Below are 15,159 nucleotides of genomic sequence, written 5' to 3'. Positions count from 1 at the left end.
TGCTGCGTGCTTGTGGATGCGACTGACGCCCCGGGAGTTGGTTTGTCTGCCATTGTGATCTGTGCGGCCGTATGGTTTTGTGAGACAGCTTGTTAGGAGTCCTTTCTCGCATGACCGAACGTAAGAAGTACACGCAGCAGTACAAGGATGATGCCGTCGAGCTGGTGATCTCCTCGGGCCGGCCGATCGCTCAGGTATGCGTCGATATCGGCGTCAACGAGGGAACGCTGGGGAACTGGGTGCGGACGTACCGGGCGGATCATCCGGAGCGGTTCAGCGGGGAGGAAAAGGCGCCGGTGTCCTGGGATGAGCACCAGAAGGCGTTGGCCGAGATCGCCAAGCTGAAGCAGGAGAACGATTTCCTGGGAAAAGTCAGCGCCTTCTTTGCAGCGAAGCAACGGTAGAGGATTTCTACGAGTTCATCGAAGCTCAGAAGGCGAACCATCCGATTGCCTGGTTGTGCCGTGCCCTGAAGGTTTCCCGGGCCTCGTTCTACCGGTGGCGCAACCCCAAGGGCCCGTCCCCTCGGGCGGTGCGTCACCAGAAGCTGGTCACCGAGGTCACTGACCTGTTCAAGAAGGAAGAAGGCCGGGCCGGCAGGGACCAACTGGCCCTGATGCTCAACGCGAAGGGCGTGGCAGTATCCGCGCCCACGGTCGGGGCCATCATGCGTGAGCACGGTCTGCGGGCCGCCCGGACCCGGGCCTGGAAGAAGACCACCGAGCAGGATCCGCAGGCGAAGACCGCGCACATCCGCAACCACATGCTCGACGAAAACGGTCAACGCGATTTCACGTCCACGGTGCCCGGGACCCGCTTGTGCGGGGACATCACGTACCTGCGCACCGGCGAGGGATGGCTGTACCTGGCCACCGTGATCGATCTGTGCACCGGCATGGTCATTGGCTGGTCGATGGCCGGACACATGCGCGCCAGCCTGTGCACGGATGCCCTGGCCATGGCCCGCGATCACGGCCGCCTCGCTGCCGACGGAGCAGTCTTTCACTCCGACAGAGGCTCGCAGTACACCTCGTCCGAATTCCAAAAATGGTGTGGCGGGAACGGCGTCACCCAGTCCATGGGCGAGGTCGGCGTGTGCTGGGACAATGCCGTGGCCGAAAATTTCTTCTCGCACCTGAAGACGGAGATGTACCACCTCCACACCTTCGCCAGCAGGCTCGCGGCCAGGACCGCAGTCATGGACTACATCGAAGGCTGGTACAACCGCCGCAGGCCCAACCGCCGGGCCGGCGGCATACCACCGGCCAGAGCTCTCGCAAATCATCAGACCGCCGACCACGAACCCGTGGCCGCGTAACCCGAATCAACTACGAAACTGTCTCAAAAACTTGACGAACGCACTGTCCTCCGCCACAACTGCAGTGGACGCGGCGGCCAGGCGGACATGACCTCATTGGGAGCCTGCTCGAAGAGTCCCATTACCGTCTTGACTGCCCACCCGGCCGGCGCGCCCCTTCGTGTTCCACCTCACGCAATGGAGCGGTCAGGACAGTTTCATCATGGCAAACGAACATCTGAAAGTCATCGCCGGGAACGACACCCACCGGACACACATTAGGTGGCCATCATCAGCGAAACCGATGCACGCCTCGCCGCCATGGAGTTCCTGGAGCGGACCCGGTGGCCACCAGACAGAGCGCGGCATTGACGGATTCCCGGACCGGTGATTCCAGGACTGGATCCTCCTGGGTGCCGGCGAACGCGGCATAGCCCGAGCACAGCTCCCAGCCGTGGTCCGCGATCAGGTCCACGTACTTATCCGAAAGCATCGTCTTCATTAGGGAACGCTTTCCGCCGATCAGCCCGGCCATGTCCACCCGCCCGGCGGACGTGCGGCGGTTTCGTCCTCACGGTCCTGTGGCGGAGGATGTCGGAGGAGCAGGCAAGTGAGAATGACGGATCTCCGGCTGGCGGCTGACCGGTACCGGGCTGGAGAGTCTGGGCCGCGGTGAGTCCAACGTCACAGGGAGCTGACGGACGATGTCCAGGGCTTCCACGTCCAGTAGTCTGCGGGCGCCGGTCCGGGCGTCCATGATCCAGAACAGGCCCATGCCCGGGAACGTCTGCATCGCGCCCCGTGATGGTAGACCTGCCGTTGCACCAACTTCGTCCTTGAGCGAGAGCTCCCCGCAGTCGCGGACCTTGGATCCGCTGTGTCGTTCATGATCGGCCTCAGCCGGAGTAGATCCACCCAACGTCATCGTTGCCGACCCCGATCGAGGCGTGTGTTTGAACGAAGCGCCAAGTGTCACCTTCGCGGTGGAAAACGGAACTTCATCGGGGCGAAACATGCCCGCCGTCGGGCAGGGTGATCGTGAGCCGAGTGGTCGCCCACCCCACAGTGCCCTCCTCATAAGCTTCGGTGCCTTCCGGGGAGAACCGCGCCTGGCCCCCGGCGTTGGTCAGCTCACCACGCAGGAACTTCGCCACGGCCTCACCACCACTAAGCCATTCGCCAGGGTCACTGCCAATCAGGCACGTACCAGGGTTCGTCGAGATCAATGTGTCCACCACCGCCGCGTCGCCACGAGTGGCCGCCTCGAACCAGCTCGCCACCAGAGCTTCCAATTCCGGAGAACGTTGCATGACCGATCCCTTCCATCAGCAGGGCCCAAGATGATTATGGCCCCCAAAGAATAGCCACACAATCGGATCAATCAGTCTTAGCAACATGCCCTCGCTGACGTCGCTTGGCGGCCATGAAAACTGCCCACTTCCCGTTCTGAACCCGATCAGTCACGTCCCGCCCGATGTCGAAGCTGATAAGACCATCCAGCGCCCGGCTCGGCGGAACGACATCTTTCAGCGCGGCCATGACTCTTCCGCCCTGCCTGGCTGGGACCGCACCATGAAACGAATGACGACCATCGGGCCTCCTCACTCGGGGAACTCCCATCCGGGCCTAAGTGCAGAGGACTTCGGACATTCGGTGCAGGTTCGCCGGAAATGTCAGGTGCCGGGAGGCCGATACTTAATCTGCTCGGCTTTCCGCAGGGCTTCCATCGTTTCGTCGATGGTCAAGAGCACTGTCGTATCGAACGAGCTCAGTGCGCCGCCTCCGCTGATCGCCAGTGCAACCGCGGCCATGGACACGTTGTCAGGAGCCTCCCATAAGTTATAGCCGTCGTGGGCGCCGAAGGCGTACCAGAATCCATGGAGTTTCCCTCCGACCGATTCGATGTATGCCTGGGCGGCCTTTCCGCGGTCCTCGGGGTTGCTGATCAGCCTCGCCCAGGTCTCCGGTGTGTAGCTGAATTTCGACAGATAGAGCGGCATCGTCTCTTCCTTTCGTTCACTGCCGGAAGTGCGGATTCACCCAGAATGGCAGTCTGCCGCCAGGTCAGCAATGAGCCACATCTAAGTTGAGCAGCTGAAATGTCGGCAGCGGGGCGCCGCACTACGGATGTCCCATGTCCAAGCAACTGGATCGACTCTGAGCTGACCATAGTGCCAGCCGGAGTCGCGCAGACGACTTCGGACAATCCGTGCAGACGAGAAAAATGACAATTGCCGGGGAGCGGCTGGTGCTGGACTGGCTTAGTTCCAAGGGAGTGAGATGCCCCCGCTGCTCTCGAAGGAAGCATGGCAGGACGTCCTGCATCTGTTCTGGGGATGTTGAGCTCAGAAAAGTTGTTCTTCAGTTGGGGAATATTGCCGACCCTAGCGGCTCTGGTCCATGCCAGCCGGCATGGGTCCCCTGGCTCTTCGGATTCATCCTGCTGCTGTTCTCTCTGATCGGCGCCAGCTTCGTGCTAACCCTCGAAGACGGCGACCGCAACATCCGCTACTACCTTAGGCTCACCGTCCTGCTGTGCGGCGTCGGCTTCTCCTGGCCGCAGTCTTGGAAGTGGCTGATCTTCCTGGTCCCCATTGGTCTGTCCCGTGAGAGGAGAGGCCTGACCATCTGCTGCGCACAGAGGCCTGGCCAACTTGCCCGATCTCGTAGCAGAAACTCCCAACTCTTCCCCGGTCCGTGCCGTAGCGTTTTTCATCGCCTCCGCCGCGCCGGGCTTTGCCCCTGTCGTAGATGGAGCTCCTCTGGAACGAATGGGCCGGACCATGGGTTCGGCCCAGCCGGGCGGGAAGTTCAGGATGCCGGGGGCGCTACTTGTCGGAGGCTTCGCTTCCCTCGCCGTGCTGCTGCTCGGCCTTATATCCCTTGAGTCCTGATAGCAGGGCCAGTCTCCCCGGTTCGCTGCGGCGGGCGAAGAGATCAGAGTGACCCTCCCGCGGCTTCCGGCGATCCGGAGTCGTGGCTTCCTCCGCCCTGGCCTGTGTGGTGCCCGCCAGAGTGGCCCCCGGCGTGGCTACCGGGATGTCCGTGGGCGCCGACCCGTTCGCGGGCGAGGAAGTTTTCGATGTCGAATAGGTTGTCCGCGCGGCGGGCGATGTTCAGCAGAGTGGTCATCGAGGCCACTTCTTCGACCTGTTCCTTGAGGAACCAGAGCATGAACTGCTCGCCCAGGGCATCGTTTTCCGATCTGGCTGCGGCGAAGAGTTCCTTAATGTTCTCGGTGACTTCCTGTTCCTGCGCGAGGGCTAGGGCCAGGGGTTCCTCGACCTTGGCGAAGTCATTGCGGACAGGCCCAATGCCGGGGATGGCGATTTTGAGTCCGCGGTCCAGGACATACCGGACCATCATCATGGCGTGGTTTCGTTCTTCCAGGGATTGGCGGTAGAAGTGCTTGGCCAGCTGGGGAAGGTCCTGCCTGTCAAACCATGCGGCTACAGCGATGTACTGGTGGGAGGCGGCGAATTCGTTGCCCACTTGGCGGGTCAGCAGTTCGTTGAATTTAGGGGTGCTCATCTGGATCTCCTCGGGTTGGTGTTCAAAGTCGCGGACCGGGCTGGCCGGGCGCGGTCGGGTCTGGACTGGCGGGGGCTCGCCTATTTACGAGAGTCCTCCGCTGCTGCCCTGCCGGTCAATGCCCTGCCGTTCCTGTTTCCAGCAGCGAGTTCACCGTCCCTGGCGTTCGGAGGCGGGTCAGCCATGCACTGGTACATTTAGCCGTTGGCCCAGCGCCGCAGTGTGCTGTTGAGCAGCCCGACCAGCACACTCGTCCACCAGCAGCCTTGCGAGATGCACAGGGCAACCAGCAAGCGCACGCGCAGCCCCGTGGCCACCTTCGTGAACAATGTTCCCTGTGGCAGTAGATGCAGTTGCTTCATGGTTTGAGCCAGGGCCAAGCCGTTGAGCATGAGCATCAGGACGCACAGAAGTTTGATCTGCGTCAGAGGGCTGGACAGATCCGGACGCAGCATCGCCCCGGAAGCGAGCAGCAGGGCCAGGCCGCCCCAGATCAGCGGCTGCGCGGCGGATTCGAGGCGGCGGGTGTCGTCGACGTCCCGGCGGCCAAGGAGCCACAGCAGGCCCACCCAGTCGAGCACCAGTATGGCTCCGAAGGACAGCACGAGCGCGAGAATATGGCATGCGAGGGCGATCCGGTGGATCTCCGTCCCGCAGTCGAGGAAGCCGCCGAGCAGCACCGAGGCCAGCCACGCCGCCGAACACAACAGTGCCAGCAGCACCGTTTTCAGGGAGGGCCTGCCGGTTGGCCTGGCCAGCCCGCTGCCGTTCGGTTCACAGACGGCCGTACTGTCGGACGCGCTGCCGCCACCGGGCTCGGCGACTGGAGGCTTCATGCGAAGAGCCCCTCACCGATAAAGCCGCCGGCGCTGGTTCCCGGCGGAACGGCGAACAGGCCCGAGCCGGTGTGCTTGAGATATTCCAGGGCCAGCGTGTCGTCCTTCGCCATGGCCAGCTGCATGGGCACGTAGTGGGTCCGCGGGTCCTTGACGAACGCGATGAAGAGCAGGCCGGCGTCGAGGTGTCCCAGGCCGTCCGAGCCGTCCGTGTAGTTGTAGCCGCGCCGGAGCATCTTCACGCCGTCGTTCCGGCTCGAGTGCGCCAGGCGGACATGGGCGTCCAGCGGGATCAGCGGTTCCCCGCCGCGCCCCTGGATCTCGAAGTCAGGAGCGGTGAATTCCCCGCCGCCGGACAACGGGGCGCCGGCGCCCTTGGTGCGGCCGATCAGGCCTTCCTGCTCGCGCAGCGAGGTCCGGTCCCAGATTTCGATGTGCATCCGGATCCGGCGGGACACCAGATAGGTGCCGCCGGCCATCCAGGCCTCGCCCGGACGGGTTCCCGCTCCGGCCCACACGTGCTCATCAAGCAGGGCGGTGTCCTCCGCTTTGAGGTTGCTGGTGCCGTCCTTGAAGCCGAAGAGGTTCCGCGGGGTCGGCTGGGACCGCGACGTGGAGGAGGTCCGGCCGAAGCCCAGCTGCGACCAGCGGACCCGCGCCTGCCCGAATCCGATTCGTGCGAGGTTTCGGATCGCGTGGACAGCCACCTGGGGGTCGTCGGCACACGCCTGGACCACAAGATCGCCGCCGGTGCGCCCCGGCTGGAGGTCATCGCCGGGGAAGTGCGGCAGGTCGATGAGTGCATCCGGGCGCAGTCCTTCCAGGCCGAAGCGTGCCTTCCGGTCGTTCTCGAACAGGCCGGAGCCGAAGCCGAACGTGAGGGTCAGATTTCCGGCCCCAAGGTCCAGGGCCTCGCCCGTGTCCTCTGGCGGGGCGTCGTAGGGACCGTCGACGGCGCCCGTGCTTCCCGTCGTGCGCCCTGCCGTCATAGCCTCCGCAGCGGCGGTCCAGGCCTTCAGGAGCCGGATGAGCGCTGCACGATCCTCGGTGACGACGTCGAAGGCCGCAATGTGCAGGCGGTCCTGGGCCGGCGTGATGATGCCGGCCTGGCGGCCACCGTGGAAAGGGATGATATTGCCGGACGCGGCAGGGGTTGCCGCCGCAGCCAGCGCGTCCGGCCCCAGGAGGCCGGCGGCCAGGCCGGCCACGGCCCCGGCGCCACCCACACCTGCGAGGGACAGCAGCCCGCGGCGGGACAGCCGGCCCTTTCCGGGCAGGGGAGCTGCCGCGGCAGCCGGCGAAGGTGCCGGATCGTCGGCGGAACCCGGGGCGGCGCCGGAATCCGGGGCGGCGCCGTCGGGCGTTTCGGCGGTGTGGCCGTTGAAGGGGCAGCCGCTCACAGGACCACTGCCGAGGTGAGCTTGGAGAGTGGCTCGCCAAGGGCATCAACCAGGGAGGCGAGCTGCTGGATCTCGGTCTGGCTGAGCTCGGTGTAGTAGGTGAACCCCTCGCCTGTGGCGTGCTTCTTGAGCCCGGCCTGCAATGCCGAGAACTTCTCGTCGAGGCTTTCGGCCAGGGCTGGGTCCTTCTGCTGCAGCACGGGCAACAGGCTCTCGAAGGCGATCCGGGCCCCGTCCACGTTGGCCTGGAAGTCCCAGAGATCCGTGTGTGACCATGCTTCTTCCTCCCCGGTGACCTTGCCGGTGGCCACTTCGTCCAGCAGTTCCTTGGCGCCGTTGCCGAGCATATCGGCGGTGAGTTTTACCTCACCGGTGCGCTGGCCCAGGTCCTCGGTGTCGGCGACGAGCCGCTTCGCGATGACGGTGCGCTCCTCCGCGGTTAGCGGGGTGTAGCCAGCGGGCGGGAACAGGTCCTTCTCCGCGCGGTGCCAGCCGGTCCATTCCTGGCCGGGCTCAAGGTCGGCTTCGCGGGCATCGAGCTTGGGGTCAAGGTCCCCGAAAGACTCCGCGACCGGCTCGATGCGCTCCCAGTGCATGCGGGTGGAAGCGTAGAGTCCGCGCGCCTTCGCTGCGTCTCCGGCAGCGTAGGCTTCGGCGAACGCTTTCGTGCCGGTCACCAGTTGTTCGGTCTGATCCTTCACATACGCGGAGTACTGGCCGGTGCCGGTGTCCAGGACCTTCTGGAGGTCGGCGTCAACGATGGGATTGGTGCCGGAGTCGGTGACGTCGAAGGCTGCACGGATGCCGTCCCCCTGGATTCCGGGCTTGCAGGCCGTGGTGTACTTGCCGGCGGCCGCCGTGACCACGAGGTTGCGGGTAAGGCCCGGGCCGATGTTCTCGACTTCGCCAATGATCCGCAGCCCGTCCTGGGCCAGAAGGTAGAACTCGGTGACCTCGGCGCCTTCGTTCCTGACGGCGAAGGTCAGGTTGCCGCTGGAGACATGGTTCGCAGAGACCTTGCATTCGGTCTTGGTGCTGGTGACCTGGATCGGCCCGGAGGCCGCGCCCCGGGTCTTGGAGTTGTCCGTGCAGCCGGCCAGAGCCAGTGGAACGGCAGCGGCCGCCGCTACCAGGGCAAGCGACTTCCGGAATCGGGGGGCTGTTTTGGGCAAGGGGGTGCCGGGCATGGGTGTTTCCTTTGGTCGGTTGGTAGAAACGGCGGAGGGCGGCGGTTGCGGAACCGTGACGCGTGGGGACGTCCCTAGGTGAAGGAGCTGACGGAACCCTTACTTAGGCGCACCTAAGTAAGGAGGATACTTATCCAAAACGATTACGCAAACTTTTTATACCCTAATTTTGTTTAGGTAAGGCTTATCTAATAACATCGTCCGAGTGACAACGCACCTTGATTTCGCGCGGGTGTCCTTTGCCTCGGATCTTGCGAGCTACGGGGACAGACCCGCAATTCTCACTGACAGCCTCACCCTGACCTACCGGGAGCTGGCGGAGCGCGTCGATGCCCTCGCCCTCCGCCTCGGCACCGGGCGGCGCCTCGTAGCGCTGGCTGCCGCCAACGACGTCGACTCGCTGGTCGCCTACCTGGCGGCCCTGGTGTCCGGGCACCCGCTGATCCTCCTGCCGGAAGACAAACCCGCAGCCCTGGAGTCCCTGGTGGCGGCGTACGATCCCGACGTCATTGTGCGGTCCGGGAACGGGCAGACTGTCCTGGAGGAGCGCAGGCCCGGCACACGGCACGAGCTGCACCCGGACCTTGCCCTGCTGCTCAGCACGTCCGGCTCCACCGGCTCTCCCAAGCTCGTGCGCCTCTCGCATGCCAACCTGCAGACCAACGCGGAGTCCATTGCCCAATACCTGAGGATTGGCACGGACGACAGGGCGGCTACGACCCTGCCGATGTCCTACTGCTACGGGCTGTCCGTGATCAACAGTCACCTGCTCCGCGGGGCAGGCCTGGTCCTTACCAACCTTTCGGTCGTTGATCCCTGTTTCTGGGACCTGTTCCGCCGTGAGGGTGCGACGTCGTTCGCGGCCGTCCCGTACACGTTCGAACTGTTGGAGCGGGTGGGGTTCCCCGAGATGGAGCTGCCCAACCTTCGCTACGTCACCCAAGCCGGAGGCCGGCTCGCACCGGAGATGGTGCGAGGCTACGCCGAGCTCGGCCGCCGGCAGGGATGGGAACTTTTCGTGATGTATGGCCAGACGGAGGCCACAGCCCGGATGGCCTATCTGCCGCCGGAACTCGCAGCCGCAGTCCCCGGCGCCGTCGGTATCCCGGTGCCCGGCGGCGCATTCCGGATCGATCCCGTCCCCGGGCTGGAGCACGGGGAGCTCGTGTACACCGGCCAGAATGTCATGCTCGGCTACGCCGAAAGCCCTGAGGACCTCGGAAAGGGCCGGACCATCACCGAGCTCCGCACCGGCGACCTCGCCCGGAAGCATCCCGCCGGAGTCTACGAAGTTGTGGGGCGCCGCAGCCGGTTCGTCAAGATCGTGGGACTGCGCGTTGACCTCGGTCAGGTCGAGAGGATCCTTGCCGACCTCGGAGTGCACGCGGCCAGCGCAGGTACGGACGACGGGCTGGTTGTCGCCGTCGAAGGCGGGCACGACCCGCACCTGCTGGGCAAGGTCCTGGCCCAGGGCGTCGGCCTGCCGCGTGCGGCACTCGAGGTGCACGCCGTCGAACATCTCCCCAGGCTGGCCACCGGCAAACTGGACTACCCGGCGGTCCTTGCGCTGTCCCGGCCTGACCCGGCAGAGCCCGCGCCCGGGACTGACCCTGCAGCCGGTCCCGACAACGTCCGAAAAATCTTCGAGGACACCCTGGAGCGCGCGGACATCGCCGACGACGACACCTTCGTCTCGCTCGGCGGGGACTCGCTGTCCTACGTGGCAGCGTCCGTAAGGCTGGAACAGGCGTTGGGGCATCTCCCGCGGGATTGGCACGTGACGCCGGTCCGGGATCTGGAACCGCGCCGACGGGATATGCCGGTCCGGAAGCTGCGACGGTTCTTCGCACCGATCGAAACCGGCATTGTGTTGAGGGCCGTGTCGATCATCCTCATCGTCAGTACCCACGTCGGCCTTTTCAGGTGGCAGGGCGCGGCCCATGTGCTCATGGCGGTGGCGGGCTACAACTTCGCGCGTTTCCAGCTTTCCGGGGAGCGGCTTCCGCGCCTCCGGCGGCAGCTGGCCAGCCTGGCCAGAGTCGTCGTGCCGAGCGTGGCCTTCATCGGTGTGGCCTATCTGATCACGGATAACTACACCCCTGCCAACATCGTGCTCCTCAATGCCGTCCTCGGACCGGAGGCGGTGACCACTCAGTGGCATTTCTGGTTCATCGAAGTACTTGTCTACCTGCTCGTGGGAATGACTGCCCTGCTCGCGGTTCCCTGGGCGGACCGCGCTGAGCGGCGATTCCCCCTCCTCTTTCCGCTGGCCCTTACGGGAGCCGGGCTCCTCACGCGCTATGACGTGATTGATCCCGGCGTGCCGCACACGGCGCCGGCCCTCTGGCTATTCGCGCTGGGCTGGGCCATTGCGCGGACCCGGAACGTGGCCCAGCGCTGCGCCGTCTCAGCCGTCGCAGCCCTGACGGTCCAGGGGTTCTTTGAGGACGCAAACCGGGAATACACGCTCCTCGTCGGAATCCTGCTGCTCATCTGGCTGCCCGCTATTCCCGTGCCGAAGGGGTTCCGCCGCCTGACGATACTGCTGGCCAGCGCCTCCCTCTACGCGTACCTGGTCCACTGGCTGGTCTACCCGCCGCTGGCCCCGATCAGTCCACTGCTGGCCGTGGCAGCATCGCTCGCCGCCGGGGTTGCGTACTGGGCACTGTACATGCGCGTGATCAGCGCGGTCATCCGCCGGCGGACCCGCTCGACGAGCTCCCTTCCCAAGTTGGATCCGCAGACCTAACTTATTGAGAGGAGCTTTGTACCGTCCGGACGGAGTTCCCGGGTGGGTGATACGTGCCGGTACCGGGTCTGTTGGGTGATTCCCGGATCCTGGCAGAGGTCGCTGACTGTGGTGCCGGGCCGGCCCATGGAGGCGGGAGCGAGCCGGACTTTGGCGGGGGTCATTTTGAAGGGGCGTCCACCTTTCGGGTGCGGGCGGAGGCGAGGCCGGCGATGGTGCGTTCGGCGCGGCCATAGGTGCCGGGCACGGCTCCGTCCGGATACCCGCCGGATCCTCCTCACTGTTCACCACCGTCGTGCACCGGATTGAGCGGCCCCTGGACCCGGAACGCTTCCGCCACGCCCTGGCCGGCCTTGCCGAGGGATGCTGCTGGCTGAGCGGACGGCTCTAGGTCGCCTCAGCGCCCGGCTGCAGGATCGCACTTCAAGGCATCGGACCCCGAATCTGGCTGGAAAACACCGGTCCCTGGCAGGCCGACCGGAAGTCCTCCCGTTCATGTCCCCGGTGACCGGTCCTGACGCCGTTCTGGACTTGCATCCCGAATTCGGCGACCGCGGAACTGTCCTGGCCGTCCTGCCTGACGTCCGGTTGACGTATACCCCAACCGGACACATGTTGCAATGAAGCGTGCTTCCCAAACCGGCACGAATCGAACTGGCGAGGATGCCAGCGGTCTCCGGCGCCGCGGGGAGTGACCAAGCCGGCTGCGGCTCATAAAAGCACCAGTGGGTATCCGGTTAGCTCAGGTAGACTGCGTAAATGTCGAGACCGGACTTTCCGAAGACGATTCTGGAGTTCCAGGCGAGATTCGGCGACGAGCAGGCTTGCCTGGGCTATCTGTTTGAGTGCCGCTGGCCGGATGGCTATTCGTGTCCCCGGTGCAAGGGGGAGTCCGCCTGGCCCGTGGCGGCGCGGGGGCTGTGGGAATGCGCCGCATGCCGTTACCAGGTTTCGCTGACAGCCGGTACCGTGCTCCACAAGACCCACACTGCACTGCAATTGTGGTTCTGGGCGGCCTACCTGATGACGACGGGAACTCCGGGGATCTCGGCCAGGCAGCTGCAGCGCCAGCTCGGACTCAGCCGCTACGAGACGGCCTGGACCATGCTCCACAAACTGCGCCGCGCCATGGTCAACCCCGAACGCACCCTGCTGACCGGCGAGGTAGAGGTGGACGAATGCGAAGTCGGCGGCCCGGAGGTGGGCCGGCGCGGCGGCAGAAATCTCACGGCCCGGGCCGCGCAGATAGTCGTGGCGGTGGAGGTGCGTGGTCAGGGCTCCGGACGCGTCCGGATGAAGGTGATCCCCAACGCGTCCGGCGACACCTTGGGCACTTTCGTGACAGACACTGTGGCTCCCGGCGCCATCGTGCACACCGACGGCTGGATGGGGTACGTCCCGTTGAGGAACAAAGGCTACGACCACCGCCCGCGATCCCAGCGGGCCGCCAAAAGAGCCGGCGACCCCGACCCTGTCCTTCCCCGCGTGCACCGCGCCATCAGCAACTTCAAGACATGGCTGCGGGGAACCCACCGCTCCGTGGGCAATGAACACCTGCAGGTGTACCTCGACGAGTTCACGTTCCGCTACAACCGGCGCAGCACACCCATGGCGGCCTTCCAATCCCTGCTCGGTCTCGGCGCACAGCAGGCGCCAGCCACCTATCGCCAAATCGTCGCCCACGGTCCGGGATCGAAAAGCACAACCTGAGCTAACCGGATACCCACTAAGCACCGATGCCGATACCGCTACCGCTACTTGTGCAAGCCGTCAGGAATGACAGATCCAAGGCCTGGCTTTCTTCCCAGACATGAATGCAGCGCCCTTCCTCCGCGGGTTCCTTATCGAGTAGGCGGAAGCCGGGAACACCAGCAGAACCCCAGCGATGACAATTCGCGCCACCCAGCGCCCTCGTTGGTTTCCTCTGTGACGCATGGATGGCGTTGGGCAAGTCTTTTGAGGGTGGCTGCGTTGGCCACGGCCGGGTCAGGCGACTAGCTCCACGTCGATGACAGCTCGGTGAAAGCCTGGCTGGCTGCGCTCACGTAGGCGCCTTTCCTTCTGAGTAGGGCTGCGGTGCGGTGTGGAATGGCCGGCGACAGGTCAACTGGGTGGAGCCCGTGCTGTTCGCGGGCAATGGCTTCGGGCAGCACGGTGGCGAGCTGGCCGCGGCGGATGATTTCCACGATCGCGCTGATGGAGTCGGCTTCAATCGCGATGCGGGGGGCAATGCCGTGGTCCCGGAAGTGCAGGTCGATGTGGCGCCGGGTTGCAAAGTCGCTACTGAGAAGCACAAGCCCCTCTTGTTCCAACTCCCGCAGGGCCATGGGTGCCTGCGCGCCGGCGCGGGGGTGGTTATTGCCGACGACCAGGCCAAGGGTTTCGACGAACAATGCCTGGGTCTCGATCTCGGACGAACGCCCCTCGGCGAAAGCGATGCCTAGATCGAGGGTGTCCTCGGCCAGTGCCGCCTCGATGCGGTCCTGGGTCATCTCCTGCACGCTCAAGGTGATGCCGGGATGGCGGGTGCTGAAGCGTTCGACCAGTGGACCGATCAGGTAAGCGGTGAACGTGGGCGTCATCGCCAGCCGGAGCGATCCACGGCTCAGATCCTGCACGTCGTGGATGGCCCGGGTTCCGGCGTCAAGCTCCCGCAGGGCGCGGCGGGCATAGCGCAGGTAGGTCTCGCCGGCGTCTGTCAGCCGCACGGTCCGCCCGGACCTGTCCAAGAGCCGGACGTGCAGCGAGTTCTCCAGTTGCTTGATCTGTTGCGACAGCGTCGGTTGGGAGACATGCAGTGCCTCGGCCGCGCGGGTGAAGTTTTGGTGTTCCGCGACCGCGGTCAAGTAACGAATGTGGCGTAGCATTACGACCTCCAACTATAGGAATTACTTATTGATTTCATTGTAAATAAGTCTTGGACACTATAGTTCATTTCCGTCATCCTTGAGTTATCCCCCAAAACATAAGGAGACGGCCCATGCAAGACATCATCGAAGGCTTTCTGAAATTCCAACGGGAAGCCTTTCCGGAGCGCTCTGGACTCTTCAAGGAGCTGGCCACCGCCCAGAACCCTGGGGCTCTGTTCATTGCCTGCTCGGACAGCCGGGTCGTGCCGGAGTTGCTGACCCAGCGGGAACCGGGTGACCTGTTCGTGATCCGCAACGCCGGCAACATCGTGCCGGCCTACGGCCCGGAGCCCGGCGGTGTCTCCGCGACAGTCGAGTACGCGGTCGCCGTCCTGGGCGTCACGGACATCATCATCTGTGGCCATTCCGACTGCGGAGCGATGACTGCCATCTCGACCGACACGAACCTGGACCACCTGCCGGCCGTGGCCAGCTGGCTTGCCCATGCCGACGCGGCGAAGGCCGTCAACGCCGCCCGCACCCACGGATCGGCCCAGGAGCGACTGGAGGCCATGGTCCGCGGGAACGTCATCGCCCAGCTGACCAACATCAGGACCCATCCCTCCGTCGCCCTGGCCCTGGACCAGAACCGGCTGAACCTCCACGGCTGGGTCTACGACATCGAAACCGGTTCCATCGACACCCTGGACGGTGCCACCGGCCTCTTTGTCCCACTTGCGGACAACCCGCAGACCTGTGCCACGCCGGCCACATCCGGCCTGGCCGCCTAACCACCTGATATCACCGAAAGAATAGGAAAACACCATGATTCATTCCCAGAACACCCAGGCTCCGCGCGAGGAACTGACCGCCGCCATCATCGACGCCAAGATGCGCAAGGACCTCTCCTGGCAGGAACTGACCGATGGCACTGGTCTGAGCCTTGCCTTCGTCACCGCCGCCCTGCTCGGCCAGCATCCGTTGCCTGAAACCGCTGCGGAAATCGTCGCTGAGCGCCTGGGTCTGGGCGAGGACGCCGTAATGCTGCTGCAGACCATTCCGCTGCGCGGCAGCATCCCCGGCGGTATCCCGACCGACCCCACCATCTACCGGTTCTACGAAATGCTGCAGGTCTACGGCTCCACCCTGAGGGCCTTGGTCCACGAACAGTTCGGTGACGGCATCATCAGTGCCATCAACTTCAAGCTGGACATCAAGAAAGTTGAAGACCCCGACGGCGGCTCACGTGCCGTGATCACCCTCGACGGAAAATACCTGCCCACCAAACCGTTCTGATCCCCACCGTGGCT

13 protein-coding genes are annotated in these 15,159 nt (G+C 64.7%); 5 read left to right on the top strand and 8 right to left on the bottom strand.

Features of this window, described 5'->3' with window-relative positions; all coding sequences use genetic code 11:
• The first annotated feature begins 110 nt into the window (after positions 1-110).
• Positions 111-1,318 (top strand): IS3 family transposase gene (locus tag ACQCSU_RS04385; protein ID WP_426978473.1). Its coding sequence is split into 2 segments (ribosomal slippage): positions 111-366 and positions 366-1,318, totalling 1,209 coding nucleotides; the frame shifts between segments, so codons are not numbered across the junction.
• A gap of 271 nt (positions 1,319-1,589) precedes the next feature.
• Here ACQCSU_RS04385 and ACQCSU_RS04380 read toward each other — a convergent pair.
• The 7 genes from ACQCSU_RS04380 to efeO form a co-directional block, all read right to left on the bottom strand.
• Positions 1,590-1,799, bottom strand: coding sequence for a hypothetical protein (locus ACQCSU_RS04380; RefSeq protein WP_426978472.1), 210 nt, complete (start codon positions 1,797-1,799; stop codon positions 1,590-1,592).
• A 496-nt stretch (positions 1,800-2,295) separates the two neighbouring features.
• Complete coding sequence (locus ACQCSU_RS04375) at positions 2,296-2,607, bottom strand: nuclear transport factor 2 family protein (RefSeq protein WP_426978471.1); 312 nt, start codon at positions 2,605-2,607, stop codon at positions 2,296-2,298.
• 363 nt (positions 2,608-2,970) lie between these two features.
• Complete coding sequence (locus tag ACQCSU_RS04370; protein WP_426978470.1) at positions 2,971-3,297, bottom strand: GYD domain-containing protein; 327 nt, start codon at positions 3,295-3,297, stop codon at positions 2,971-2,973.
• A 937-nt stretch (positions 3,298-4,234) separates the two neighbouring features.
• Positions 4,235-4,828 carry a ferritin gene (locus ACQCSU_RS04365; protein ID WP_426978469.1) on the bottom strand — a complete coding sequence of 198 codons (594 nt, stop codon included), beginning with the start codon at positions 4,826-4,828 and terminating at the stop codon, positions 4,235-4,237.
• A gap of 197 nt (positions 4,829-5,025) precedes the next feature.
• Positions 5,026-5,664, bottom strand: coding sequence for a hypothetical protein (locus ACQCSU_RS04360; RefSeq protein WP_426978468.1), 639 nt, complete (start codon positions 5,662-5,664; stop codon positions 5,026-5,028).
• On the bottom strand, positions 5,661-7,064 hold the full coding sequence (gene efeB, locus ACQCSU_RS04355; RefSeq protein ID WP_426978466.1) for an iron uptake transporter deferrochelatase/peroxidase subunit: 1,404 nt from the start codon (positions 7,062-7,064) through the stop codon (positions 5,661-5,663). The genes ACQCSU_RS04360 and efeB overlap by 4 nt, the downstream gene beginning before the upstream one ends.
• Positions 7,061-8,251, bottom strand: coding sequence for an iron uptake system protein EfeO (gene efeO / locus ACQCSU_RS04350; RefSeq protein ID WP_426978465.1), 1,191 nt, complete (start codon positions 8,249-8,251; stop codon positions 7,061-7,063). Before efeO ends, efeB begins: the two co-directional genes overlap by 4 nt.
• A 205-nt stretch (positions 8,252-8,456) precedes the next feature.
• Between efeO and ACQCSU_RS04345 the strand changes: the two genes are divergently transcribed.
• Positions 8,457-11,000, top strand: coding sequence for an AMP-binding protein (locus ACQCSU_RS04345; protein ID WP_426978464.1), 2,544 nt, complete (start codon positions 8,457-8,459; stop codon positions 10,998-11,000).
• 759 nt (positions 11,001-11,759) lie between these two features.
• Entirely contained in the window at positions 11,760-12,710 is a 951-nt protein-coding gene (locus ACQCSU_RS04340) for an IS1595 family transposase (RefSeq protein ID WP_426978463.1), read from the top strand.
• A 284-nt stretch (positions 12,711-12,994) separates the two neighbouring features.
• Here ACQCSU_RS04340 and cynR read toward each other — a convergent pair whose 3' ends face one another.
• Positions 12,995-13,867 (bottom strand): transcriptional regulator CynR, encoded by an 873-nt coding sequence (gene cynR, locus ACQCSU_RS04335; protein ID WP_426978462.1) that lies wholly within the window; start codon positions 13,865-13,867, stop codon positions 12,995-12,997.
• A 113-nt stretch (positions 13,868-13,980) separates the two neighbouring features.
• Here cynR and ACQCSU_RS04330 point away from each other — a divergent pair, with 113 nt between their 5' ends.
• Both ACQCSU_RS04330 and cynS read left to right on the top strand, forming a co-directional pair.
• A complete protein-coding gene (locus ACQCSU_RS04330) occupies positions 13,981-14,640 on the top strand; it encodes a carbonic anhydrase (RefSeq protein WP_354240211.1) in 660 nt (219 codons plus the stop codon).
• Between the two features lie 34 nt (positions 14,641-14,674).
• Complete coding sequence (gene cynS / locus ACQCSU_RS04325) at positions 14,675-15,145, top strand: cyanase (protein WP_426978461.1); 471 nt, start codon at positions 14,675-14,677, stop codon at positions 15,143-15,145.
• Positions 15,146-15,159: the final 14 nt, after the last annotated feature.

Source organism: Pseudarthrobacter sp. O4 (assembly GCF_050157025.1).
Taxonomy (GTDB): Bacteria; Actinomycetota; Actinomycetes; order Actinomycetales; family Micrococcaceae; genus Arthrobacter.
The sequence above is the reverse complement of the archived record's forward strand: the minus strand, read 5'-3'. Positions and strand labels throughout refer to the sequence as shown.

Excerpts from the sequence above, each read along its gene's own strand:
- ACQCSU_RS04330 (WP_354240211.1), top strand. The coding sequence starts at position 13,981 with ATGCAAGACATCATCGAAGGCTTTCTGAAATTCCAACGGGAAGCCTTT.
- efeO (WP_426978465.1), bottom strand. The coding sequence starts at position 8,251 with ATGCCCGGCACCCCCTTGCCCAAAACAGCCCCCCGATTCCGGAAGTCG.
- ACQCSU_RS04340 (WP_426978463.1), top strand. The coding sequence starts at position 11,760 with ATGTCGAGACCGGACTTTCCGAAGACGATTCTGGAGTTCCAGGCGAGA.
- cynR (WP_426978462.1), bottom strand. The coding sequence starts at position 13,867 with ATGCTACGCCACATTCGTTACTTGACCGCGGTCGCGGAACACCAAAAC.
- ACQCSU_RS04380 (WP_426978472.1), bottom strand. The coding sequence starts at position 1,799 with ATGAAGACGATGCTTTCGGATAAGTACGTGGACCTGATCGCGGACCAC.
- ACQCSU_RS04370 (WP_426978470.1), bottom strand. The coding sequence starts at position 3,297 with ATGCCGCTCTATCTGTCGAAATTCAGCTACACACCGGAGACCTGGGCG.
- ACQCSU_RS04365 (WP_426978469.1), bottom strand. The coding sequence starts at position 4,828 with ATGAGCACCCCTAAATTCAACGAACTGCTGACCCGCCAAGTGGGCAAC.
- ACQCSU_RS04360 (WP_426978468.1), bottom strand. The coding sequence starts at position 5,664 with ATGAAGCCTCCAGTCGCCGAGCCCGGTGGCGGCAGCGCGTCCGACAGT.
- ACQCSU_RS04375 (WP_426978471.1), bottom strand. The coding sequence starts at position 2,607 with ATGCAACGTTCTCCGGAATTGGAAGCTCTGGTGGCGAGCTGGTTCGAG.
- cynS (WP_426978461.1), top strand. The coding sequence starts at position 14,675 with ATGATTCATTCCCAGAACACCCAGGCTCCGCGCGAGGAACTGACCGCC.